Here is an 11,164-nt window from a genome sequence, read left to right on the forward strand (position 1 = left end):
CAAAAATAATTTAATGTACCATGAATAGAAAATTGGTAGATACATGAACTAGGCTCCTTTCCTCTTCTTCTCACTTATCTATTCGAAAAAAATTTCGAAAATGTACAACTAAATTAAATTTTATTTCAAAAATAATTTAATATACCATGAATAGAAAATTGGTAGATACATGAAGCAAACTCCTTTCCTTTTCCTCTTACTTATCTATTCGAAAAAGAAGTCAAAAAAATAAGAATATCAGAAAATTTTCCGACATTCTTATTGATAACTTCATTCAAATCTAACAGATATTAGACATTAAGGTGTTTTTTTAGTGTTCTTCTGGCTGTTCGTGATACGGGGAAGTGCAAGCCTTCTAACAGGGTCACTTCTGTCGCAGTCATCTCTTCAATGGCCTGTAAACTGACCAACGTATTGCGATTGGCATAGACAAAGTAATCTTTTTCAGCCTTGGCAGCTATATCCTTAAGACTGCCATAAATGGTCTTGATAGAATGATTGGCATAGTAGACCTTGATACGATGGGATTCCACTGAGGTTTCAAAGGCTAAAATCTCATGGTAGGGCAGAGTAAAGCCCTGTCTTCCCTCAAAACTATAGGTGAAGAGACGCATATTTTCCCTCTTGTCCACTGCCAGTACATAGTCCAGACAGCGCTCCAGCTGATGACAGTAGTCCGCCTCTGGCTGATCCTTGGAAATAAAATCCAAGGCAGATAAGTGGTAGCGAAAAGCTAGAGGCAAGACCTCCGAGTGTGTGGACACAAAGACAATGCTTGTAAAGGGATCTCGCTCCCGAACCTGTTGAGCAACCTGAAAGCCCCGTTCACGCTCTCCATCAATCTCTAAATCCAATAAATAGAGCTGGTAATTGTCAAAATACTGAGAATACTTTTCAACATCTCCATAGTTTTTGGCAATATCAATTTCCAATCTTAAATTGCGAGAGCGACCAATATCTAGTAAAGTCTGCTCTATCCGTCCTTGCTGGACTTTATCGTCTTCCAAAACTAAAATTCTCATTCCTCTCCCCCTCGTTTCTCATCCTTAAATGGCAATTCTAAGTCTTGTCTAAAGGTCGTCTCTCCTAGCTGGGTATCTAAGTTTAAATCATAATGAAAAACCATATCCTCCAAGGTTGCTAAGCCCAGTCCACTGTGGTTACCCTTGGTAGAGTAACCCTTTTGACTGAGAATGCTAGGATTCAGTTCTTCTTTCTTACGAGTATTTTCAATGATAAAACGGACACTCCTATCACCTGCCAACAAAGCAACCCGAATCTGCGGATTTTCAGACTCACTGGCTGCCTCTAAGGCATTTGTCGTGAGGATAGAGAGGATACGGATAGCCTCCAACATCGGCAATGCCAGCTCTTCGACAACCCCCACCGTCTCCAAACTAAAATGAATTCCCTGATTATCTGCCACAATCATGGCTTTTGCCAAGGTATTGCGAATGGCTATATCATGAATATTATGAAGATTAAAGGCCGTGTAGTCCGCCTTTCTCAGCTTTTCATTGGTCTTTAGAAAGACATCTTGATAAATGGTAGACACCTCAGCCATATCTTGATTAGCTATAGCAGGCTCCATACTGGCGACAATCCCTGCAAAATCATGACGGAAACCTCGAACCTCATCATAGAGATGACCTAGCTTATCCACCATTCCTTGCAAGGAACGATTTTCATCTTCCTGTCTCTGAATGGTCTGCTCATCACGATAAACCTGCTCCAAATGCTTGATATAAAAGAGCCAAGAGAAAAAGAGAATGAAAATCAGGAGAGAAATGGTCGTGTCAAAACGAACGTAGAAAGAACTATTTCTATTGGTCATAAACGAAGAGAATATCCTAAATCCAGTCAGAGGTAGGATAATGAAAAAACTCTTATGATAGTGGGTTGTGAAAGCATCTGAAAAGAATAAATCCAAATCCAAAGACCAACGCTTCATTATTTTACAACATAGAAATATTGATAATAAATCAAATACAGATCTATATAAGGTAGAAAACGAATCTACAAAACAACAAGGCTCACCAGATAACACACGAATCCAAATTGTCAAAAATAAATAACGAATACTCTGAAAGAAGAGAAAAAGATACAGAGAAAGAAAAAAAGCTTCCCCTTTTCTTTTATGCAATTCTAATAAAAAAACACAGTAAAAGAAGAGAATGATTCCTATATGGAATAATTCTCCAAATGTTTGACGAGCAGATAAACTAATTAAAAATATAAGTATCCAATAACGTTTTTTATAAAATTCTGGGGAAATTTGAGCGCCCAAATAAATAGTAGGCACTATGGTTGAAACGACTACCAACAGTATATATAGCACAGAAACTAAGAATTCTAAAATAATCATAAATAAATCTAATCTCTAACGAATACTGTTAATTTAAGCAAAGTGTCTACCCGTACTAAATAATTTATCGCACCATTTTACGGTATCTTCAAAAATCCCTCCACCATTCACTTCCTCCAAAACCTCTGGAGTTAATTCTTCAAATTGTTCCAATTCTACAAATGTGTTTTTCATTTCCATGACAGACTCCTTTTCATTATTTTATAGATAACTCTATCCCCTACTCCATCTACAAAAGGCTTTAGTTTCCTTTTAAAATGCAAGAAATCTAAAGCCTCCTGAAAATGGTATATTGGTTAGAGCGTTAACGATTAGTTGTGAAGATGTTATTTTTATTTAACCACGACCACTTTATAATATTCGTTTGAGTGTGGAGATTCAATCTTAATTTTTTCACCGTATAAACCATCGATTTCTTTATCCAGATAATCTGAAACTCCTGATGGCAAGCGTTTCATCTTAAGAATTTCACCAGATTGATCCGCATAGGCTAGGATGTGATAGTGGGTTGTAGCCATACCATCATCAATTAATACAAAGTAACCTGTTTTGAGCTTACCTTGCTCATTTTCTAAATAGTATAATTTATTGTTATTGATTGTAAAGCGGGTAGCTCCAAGACGAAGTCGTGCACCTGGATTTTCTAAATAGACATCATTGCCAACTTTTCTAATCTCTGAATAGGTTGTCATTGCTGGGATATTAACCACACGATGTCCATTTTCATCAAAGTAGTAACGATTTGGTAAGTTTTGGAAGTTCTGTACAACCGCCTTAGAATCAATTTTTTGTCCTTCTTCTTTATTATCCACTAAAGCTAAGGTTGTATTTGAAACCACATCCCCATATTTGTCGGAAAACTTCTTGAACTCAGGTTTGATATACCAAGTATTTTTTTCAATAATAACATCGTCACCTTTAGCATTTAGCAAATATTCTTGCCCATCTCCAAGTTTGACAATATCATGAATATTGTATCCAGCATCTTTTCTATTTGCTAGATAGCCATCCTTACCAATGACATAACTTTCCCCATCACTGGCTGGAACAGCTCTATCTGCGACCATAGCACCTGATTTTTCAAAGTAAGACCATTTACCATTTGCAGTCGCCCATCCTGTTGCCATAGCACCACTGCCTTTTAGGTAGTACCAAGTAGATCCTTCTTTGTACCAACCTGTACGCATGGCACCACTATTAGCTAGTGAGTACCATGTGTTACCTTCCTTGTACCAGCCAGTGCGCATAGCTCCACTATCTGCTAGAGAATACCAAGTATTGCCGTCTTTGAGCCAGCCTGTCTGCATTTTACCAGTGCTGTCAAAGTGATACCATGAGCCAGCATTTTGTACCCATTTATCCTTAGCTAGACTGCCATCTTGAGAAAGATTCCAGTCAGCACCATTTTTAACCCAAGTATCTGCAGCCTGTGCTTGGTTGATAGACAAAAGCAGACCAGCACCTACAAGCAGACCAAGAGTGAGTAGTTTAGATTTTTTCATAGCCATTTCCTCCTTTATTGAATAGCTATAAGAGGACTTCCCTCTTTATTTAGCTATATTCTAATACTTTTCATTGTCAAAGTCAATAATATTGTGAAAAATTAGACAATATTACCAATATCTACGAATTGTATTTTGATCCATTCCATATTGATTCATATAAGAAACATATTGACCTGGACGTGGAGCATGAACTACATTTCCACCACCAACATAAATACCTACATGGTCATTTGTCCCTTCACCATTATACAAAATCAAATCTCCAGCTTGTTGAGAACCATTACTTACATAACTTCCTCCTGTTGCTTGATCATAGGTTACTCTAGGGATACTAATATCGAACTTAGCATGAATGGCCATCGTAAATCCTGAGCAATCTACGCCACTATTCAAATCTGTCCCACCCCAATCATATGGGACTTTCCCTACAAATGTCTTTGCGTATTCACCAAGTGCCTGTCCACGATTTTCTATCCATACACCACTTGCTCTAAAGAAGTATGGTGTACCATTCACACGTTGATAACCAGTGACCATAGCACCACTAGCAGATAAGTAGTAATAATTGCCATCAGGTTGCATCCAAGTATTTTCTTTCATCCATCCTTGGTCATCAAAATAGTACCACTTGCCATCTAATTGTTCCCAATTTTTAGCATACCCACCTGAACCGTATTTAAACCACCATTTACCATTGGTTTGCATCCATGTTCCTTTAGGATCACGATATTGATTGAAAGCTTTCTTCTCTTGATTGCCCTCTGCTTGAGTTTCTTTATCTTCAAAACCAATCAATTTTACTTGATTAGCTTCTTCAGCTTTTATCTTGCCTTGATTAACTAATTGAGCAATCGCTTCTTTCTCACTTGCTGATGGGGAATCAGCATAGGCTACCGTAGTATTTGCTAGGAGAACGCCTCCTGCAAGAACTAACAAACTAGAATAAAGATATTTTTTCATCATAAAAATCCTTTCTTTTAAATTAATGTTTATTGGAACTACTAATACAATTAACATTATAAATAGCTTCTAATAATGGTTAAGAGTACAACAATTCTATGTATTTTTTATGTGACATTACTTTGATTGAGATTACAGACATCATCTCACCCTCTTTCTTGTTTAATTTCCCAAAAACCAAGTTAAAAAAGATATAAAAATTGGTAAAACGTAAGTAAAATTAGTAAGCCTTTTCATAGTCTTCAATACCTTCCTTTCATAATCATTGATTAACTCACACCCTTATGATATACTAAAAATAAGTATTTTCTTAAAACTTCTACTTTTGGAACATTTTAGGGAGGTGAAAATATGCGATGGGATATTGGTTCAGTTTATAAATACATTCGTAAATCAAAAGGGATTACACAAAATGAGATCTGTGGTGACTACATTACTCATTCTAACTTGTCTAAGTTTGAAAATAATCATTCCACTCCTAGGTATGACACTATGGAGTTGTTGTTGAGACAAATTGATATGTGTTTCGATGAATTTCATTATATTTGTCAACATTACCAAATGGATTCTCGTAAGAAATTATTTTCAGAATACTATCAAGTCATTTCTTCACCTAGTCTAAAAGAAATGAAGACACTGCTATCAAAATGTCAAATTTATCTAGATGAAGTGCAGAATGATATCCCAATAGAACATGCTGTGAAAGAATTAACCATTTTTATAGAAGTGATTGAAAATCAGTTTTCCGAAAAAGCCCAAGCTTTAGCTGAAGAGTTATGGAAAGAATTGGAAAAAAGAGATCAGTGGTTTCTCTCAGATTTACGGTTGTTAGTGATGATCATTTTCCATTTCCCTGTTGATTCACTAGAAATGCTACGTCAAAGACTTGTAAAATCTCTAAATAAATACACAGATTATCGTCCAATTCAAAGTATTTATTACTCCATTCTAGCCAATATGACCCGAATGTACCTTGAAGCAGGGAAGAAAGATGACTGTCTATGCTTAATTCAAGAATGTCTTGATTTAGCAAAAATATTGAAACGATACGATTTATTAGGTGTAGCTCAAGTACGTCTGGGAATCGTTAATGAAAATCATGCTATGATTAATAAAGGATTATCCTTACTCGAATCAACAAATGAAAGTCGATTACTGCGGGAAATGAAAAGAGAAGTTAGTGATTATTATCAAGCAGATTTTTTTGAAACAGAGGGCAAATGGTAACTATTATTTTATGAATAAAAGCGAACATGACTTCCTAGTAGACAAAGTTGTTCGCTTTTTTCGTTTTAGTCTGTCTGATAGTTTATTTCACAACAGAAACATTTCCTGTCTTACTATCGATTTTAACAGTTTGACCGTAGAAACCATCAATTTCTTTATTAAGATAATCTGAAATTCCTGTTGGCAATCGTTTCATTTCAAGAATTTCACCAGATTGAACTGCATAAACAAGAATCATGACCACCCGCATAGCGGGTGTTTTTTTGTCTCGCACCTAACGGAGCGAGACGGACTAATAGTCACATAATAAAAAATTCCAAAGCAAATGCCTTGGAACTCCGATTTCTATTTTGCTTGAATAATCTTAACCACATCTCCTACACTTTGGAGTTGGTCAATTTCCTCATCACTGATTTCGATATTAAATTCATCTTCCAGCGTCAAGATAAACTCCATCAAGTCAACTGAGTCAGCATCCAAATCATCTTTTAGACTCAAAGCTTCGGTCACTACAAAGTCCTCTCCCTGTCGCTCTTGGATAATGGTCACAATACGGTCAAAAATTTCTTTTTCTGTCATCTCTTTTATTCTCCTGAAAATTCACGCGCAGTCTGGGCAACTACGTCTGTTTCTAGCATGGTACGAATCTGGCGAATCGTACTATAAACAGCCTTGGCATCGCTTGAGCCATGAATCTTGACAACAGGTGCCTTGACACCAAACAAGACCGCTCCACCAACATCTGAATAGTTGAGCTGTTTTTTCAAACCTCTGAGGCTATCCTTGAGAAGGAGGGCGCCTAGTTTCGCTCGAAGACCACCACCTGTAATAGCTGTCTTGAGCAAACCCATGATTCCCATAGCTGTTCCTTCAATGGATTTGAGCACAGCGTTTCCCGTGAAACCATCTGCCACGACAACATCCGCAACGCCATTCATCAAATCACGTGCTTCCACGTTTCCGATAAAGTTCAAACTTTCATCAGCCGCCAGTAATTCATAAGTTTCCTTACGAAGCGGGTCGCCCTTACTACTCTCTGTTCCGTTATTGAGCAAGCCAACGCGTGGTTGCGCAATGCCACGAACATTTTTAGCATAGAAGGAACCTAGAACCGCATATTGATGGAGGTGCTGGGCTGTATTTTCCGCATTAGCACCGAGGTCTAGCATGTCAAAACCTCTCCCATCTACAGTCGGCAAGGTTGACATAAGTCCAGGACGATCGATATTCTTGATACGACCCACGATGAAAAATCCTGCTGCTAGTAAAGCACCTGTATTCCCAGCCGATAGGACAGCATCTGCTTCACCCTCTTTGACAGCCTTGGCCGCCAAGACCATACTGGCGTTTTTCTTCTTCCGAATAGCTCTCGTAGGTTCATCGTCCGAATCAATCTTCTCATCCGTATGGATAATGCTGACGCGCTCTGTCGCTGTCAGATATTGCTTGATTTTAGCTTCATCTCCGTAGAGTTGAACCTCAATATCTGAAAAGTCAGCTAGGGCTTGATTGACACCCTCAACGATGGCCTGAGGTGCATAATCGCCCCCCATGGCATCTACTGCGATTTTTTTCATTTCTTTTCCTCTTTTAGTAATTGTCCCCAGTCTGCTAGGGAATCAATAAATTTCTTTGATTTTAGGTGAATCCCAACGTACTCTTCGTAGAGTTGATCCATAAATTGGCGTAGCTCTTGCTTGATTTCAGGATTGAGCGAAATGGTCTCCAAGGTCTCAAAATCAATGGCTTGAAACTGATTGAGCAAATAAGGGATATTGGGATTGAGATGACAACGTCTCTCATCCTCATGATAATGCTCTGGACAGAGGCAGGCTCCATATTTGAAAGAAAAGTCAAAAGCCTGACCGATCCGATGGCAAAAGACACACTCATTAAAATTGAGGCTGATCCCAAATCGAGTCAAGATTTGAATTTCAAAAATATTAGTCAAAACCTGATAATCCAAGCCAGCTTCCATCAACTCCAAAGTCTTTTGCAAAAAAGCAAACAAGGGAGCATCCTGCTGATTGTCCTGCAAACTAGCATCTGCAAGAGCTGCCACATAGGTCGCATAGGCCATGACAAAGAGGTCACTATTAATCTTGGGAAAAGTCATCACCTCATGATAGTCCTCAATGTAACTGAGCCCGTCATCATTGATTCGTAAGAGAAATCGTGCCAGCACCAAGGGCTGAATAACCGGCGCCAGCTTAGACTGCCCAGCATGTTTGACGAAAAACATCCGCTTACCAGCCTGCTCTGTAAAGATTTTGACGAGCTTATCATCCTCACGAAAATTGCGATTGTAGAGCACCAAGCCTTGACTCGTGATAGACTGAATCATGCTTCTCTCATATACTCCTCAAGTCGTTTCATGGCTTCTTTGATCGTCTCCATACTGGCTGCATAAGACAGACGCACATAGCCTTCTCCGTAACGCCCAAAGGCAGCTCCAGGGATAAAGGCAACGGCCTGCTTCTGAGCAAAATCCTTCAGAAAAGCAAAGGAATCTTGATTGTAGCCCGCTGGAATCTTAGCAAAGATATAGAAGGCACCGTCTGGTTTGATAATCTCAAAACCAAGAGCAGTCATTTTCTCGATAATATAGTCCCGACGCTGGATGTATTCCTTCTTCATAGGTTCCGCATCATTTTTACCAGCCGTCAAGGCTGCCACCGCAGCATGTTGCGCCATGGTATTTGCGGCAGTGACCAAGTACTGATGACTCTTGATCAATTGGGCTGTGAAGACCGCAGGAGCAAAAATCAGACCCAAACGCCAACCTGTCATAGCATGCGATTTAGACAAACCATTGATGATAATAGCCTGACCTCTCAACATCGTTCCTAGAGACACATGGGCTTCCCCTGTGTAGGTCAATTCTGAGTAAACCTCATCACAGACAACGAAAATCTCATACTTACGCAAAACAGCTGCCAAGGCTTCCAACTGCTCCCGACTATAGGTAATCCCTGTCGGATTAGCTGGATAGTTGAGAATAACCGCCTTGAGCTTATCACCTTGCTCCAAAATGGCCTTTTCCAACATCTCAGGAGTCAAGACAAACCCATTTTCAGTTGTGTCAATCTCGACAACCTCTGCCCCAACCAGATTGACAATCGGTTCATAACCTGGATAGGCAGGAGCTGGCAAGAGCACCTTGTCTCCCTCTTCCAAAATAGCTGTCAAAGTAGCAGACAATGCCTCTGTCGCCCCAATTGTAACCAAGATTTCATTTTCAGGAGCATAGTCCAGTTGGTACTTTTCCTTAACAAAGTCACTGGCTGCCTGACGTAAAGTCAGCAGACCACTCATCCCTGTATAGTAGGATTGGTTCTGGTCAATCGCCCGCTTGGCCGCCTCCTTGACATGATCTGGCGTTGTAAAATCAGGTTCCCCCAAGGTCAAACGCAAAACCCCAGGAATCTCTGAAATAGCCTGGTCAAACTGACGAATCAAGGAAACTTGAATCTTATCTAACTGTTTATTAAAGCGCTTAGTTAAGTCCATAGATACCTCCTACTTTCAAAACGTATCTCTATTATACTACAAAAGCCCCTCGACCGCAAAAATACATTAGAGAATAACGCTAGCATAACAAATTGAAGTGTGTTAAAATGGATTTGTCGCAACTACACTAACGAACTTAGTTTGGAGGTGAGTTTTTGCTGATCTTCGTTACAGTTATTCTAGCACCATTACTGATTACTATTACCGGTAATGTCATTTCTGAGTGGATAGTCAGAAAGTGGTTAGATAAGCGCGACAAAAAAATATAACCTGAGTTTAGTTTTAATGTAACTGGACAAAAAGAAATACCAGAGGTGGAGCTCTGGTATTTTTGTTTTTGCCAAGACTTCGTTACAGTTCTTGTAAGATTATTATTACATAATTAGCACTACTTGTCAAATAATTGTTAGCTCCACTTTCTATTTTACTTTTCCTCTTTACAGGTCTATAATGGTAACAGATTCTATTTGGAGGTTTTTATGTCATTTCTATCAAAAAATGGAGCAGGCATCTTGGCCTGCCTTCTCATTTCCATCCTATCTTGGTACTTAGGAGGATTCTTCCCTGTTATTGGCGCACCTGTTTTTGCGATTTTTATTGGTATGCTCCTACATCCCTTTCTCTCGCCCTATAAACAACTGGATGCTGGATTGACCTTTAGTTCCAAGAAATTGCTCCAGTATGCCGTTATCTTGCTTGGTTTTGGTCTCAATATCTCTCAAGTCTTCGCAGTTGGGCAATCTTCCCTCCCTGTCATCCTTTCCACCATTTCAATAGCCTTGATTGTTGCCTACCTCTTCCAGCATTTCTTTGCACTGGACACAAAACTGGCTACCTTGATTGGAGTAGGTTCTTCTATCTGTGGTGGTTCTGCCATTGCGGCGACAGCGCCCGTTATCCATGCCAAGGAAAAGGAAGTAGCCCAAGCCATCTCCGTTATCTTTTTCTTCAATGTCTTGGCTGCGCTCATCTTTCCAACGCTAGGTACCTGGCTTCATCTATCCAATGAAGGCTTCGCCCTCTTTGCAGGAACTGCGGTCAATGATACTTCCTCTGTAACAGCCACAGCTAGCGCCTGGGACAGTCTCTACCAGACCAATACCCTCGAATCCGCAACCATTGTCAAACTCACACGTACTCTAGCTATTATCCCCATCACTCTCTTTCTCTCCTACTGGCAAAGCCGCGAGCAAAAAAATAAGCAAGGCCTGCAACTGAAAAAAGTCTTCCCACTTTTTATCCTTTACTTTATCCTTGCATCTCTCCTAACCACCCTACTGACCTCTCTTGGTGTGTCCAGTAGTTTCTTTACCCCACTCAAACAACTCTCTAAATTCCTTATTGTCATGGCCATGAGTGCTATCGGGCTCAAAACCAATCTGGTAGCTATGGTCAAATCCAGCGGAAAATCCATTGTTCTCGGAGCCATCTGCTGGATTGCCATCATCCTCACTAGTCTTGGTATGCAGACCCTTATCGGCATTTTCTAATACTCTTCGAAAATCTCTTCAAACCACGTCAACGTCGCCTTGCTGTAGGTATGGTTACTGACTTCGTCAGTTCTATCCACAACCTCAAAACAGTGTTTTGAGCTGAC

The 11,164-nt window shown here is 39.6% G+C and carries 12 protein-coding genes; 2 read left to right on the forward strand and 10 right to left on the reverse strand.

Annotated features, from left to right (window positions below):
• Nucleotides 1-290: 290 nt before the first annotated feature.
• From ADH54_RS01515 to ADH54_RS01535, 5 genes are all read right to left on the reverse strand, one after another.
• Nucleotides 291-1,022: a response regulator transcription factor gene (locus tag ADH54_RS01515; RefSeq protein ID WP_049523690.1), complete on the reverse strand. Its 732-nt coding sequence runs from the start codon at nt 1,020-1,022 to the stop codon at nt 291-293.
• The gene (locus tag ADH54_RS01520) at nt 1,019-1,951 is read right to left on the reverse strand and encodes a GHKL domain-containing protein (protein WP_239682644.1); all 933 of its coding nucleotides are present in this window, start codon (nt 1,949-1,951) and stop codon (nt 1,019-1,021) included. The genes ADH54_RS01515 and ADH54_RS01520 overlap by 4 nt, the downstream gene beginning before the upstream one ends.
• Before the next feature lie 447 nt (nt 1,952-2,398).
• Entirely contained in the window at nt 2,399-2,545 is a 147-nt protein-coding gene (locus ADH54_RS01525; RefSeq protein ID WP_000425303.1) for a smi_0057.1 family bacteriocin-like peptide, read from the reverse strand.
• A gap of 152 nt (nt 2,546-2,697) precedes the next feature.
• Nucleotides 2,698-3,867, reverse strand: coding sequence for an N-acetylmuramoyl-L-alanine amidase family protein (locus tag ADH54_RS01530; protein WP_049523694.1), 1,170 nt, complete (start codon nt 3,865-3,867; stop codon nt 2,698-2,700).
• A gap of 111 nt (nt 3,868-3,978) precedes the next feature.
• Entirely contained in the window at nt 3,979-4,830 is an 852-nt protein-coding gene (locus ADH54_RS01535) for a C40 family peptidase (RefSeq protein WP_239682645.1), read from the reverse strand.
• A gap of 351 nt (nt 4,831-5,181) precedes the next feature.
• Between ADH54_RS01535 and ADH54_RS01540 the strand changes: the two genes are divergently transcribed.
• Entirely contained in the window at nt 5,182-6,057 is an 876-nt protein-coding gene (locus tag ADH54_RS01540; protein ID WP_049523698.1) for a helix-turn-helix domain-containing protein, read from the forward strand.
• 82 nt (nt 6,058-6,139) lie between these two features.
• Here the strand turns inward: ADH54_RS01540 and ADH54_RS11740 are convergent, their stop codons facing one another.
• The 5 genes from ADH54_RS11740 to ADH54_RS01560 form a co-directional block, all read right to left on the reverse strand.
• Nucleotides 6,140-6,295, reverse strand: coding sequence for a hypothetical protein (locus ADH54_RS11740; RefSeq protein ID WP_239682646.1), 156 nt, complete (start codon nt 6,293-6,295; stop codon nt 6,140-6,142).
• Nucleotides 6,296-6,402: 107 nt separating this feature from the next.
• On the reverse strand, nt 6,403-6,636 hold the full coding sequence (locus tag ADH54_RS01545) for an acyl carrier protein (RefSeq protein WP_049523700.1): 234 nt from the start codon (nt 6,634-6,636) through the stop codon (nt 6,403-6,405).
• 5 nt (nt 6,637-6,641) lie between these two features.
• Nucleotides 6,642-7,634 (reverse strand): phosphate acyltransferase PlsX, encoded by a 993-nt coding sequence (gene plsX, locus ADH54_RS01550; protein WP_049523702.1) that lies wholly within the window; start codon nt 7,632-7,634, stop codon nt 6,642-6,644.
• Nucleotides 7,631-8,401, reverse strand: a complete 771-nt coding sequence (recO, locus tag ADH54_RS01555) for a DNA repair protein RecO (protein WP_049523703.1) — start codon at nt 8,399-8,401, stop codon at nt 7,631-7,633. The genes plsX and recO overlap by 4 nt, the downstream gene beginning before the upstream one ends.
• On the reverse strand, nt 8,398-9,567 hold the full coding sequence (locus tag ADH54_RS01560) for a pyridoxal phosphate-dependent aminotransferase (protein WP_049523705.1): 1,170 nt from the start codon (nt 9,565-9,567) through the stop codon (nt 8,398-8,400). Before ADH54_RS01560 ends, recO begins: the two co-directional genes overlap by 4 nt.
• A gap of 479 nt (nt 9,568-10,046) precedes the next feature.
• Here ADH54_RS01560 and ADH54_RS01565 point away from each other — a divergent pair, with 479 nt between their 5' ends.
• Nucleotides 10,047-11,057, forward strand: a complete 1,011-nt coding sequence (locus ADH54_RS01565; protein ID WP_049523707.1) for a YeiH family protein — start codon at nt 10,047-10,049, stop codon at nt 11,055-11,057.
• The last annotated feature ends 107 nt before the right edge of the window (nt 11,058-11,164 follow it).

Source organism: Streptococcus pseudopneumoniae, assembly GCF_001072315.1.
Classification (GTDB): Bacteria; Bacillota; Bacilli; order Lactobacillales; family Streptococcaceae; genus Streptococcus; species Streptococcus pseudopneumoniae_R.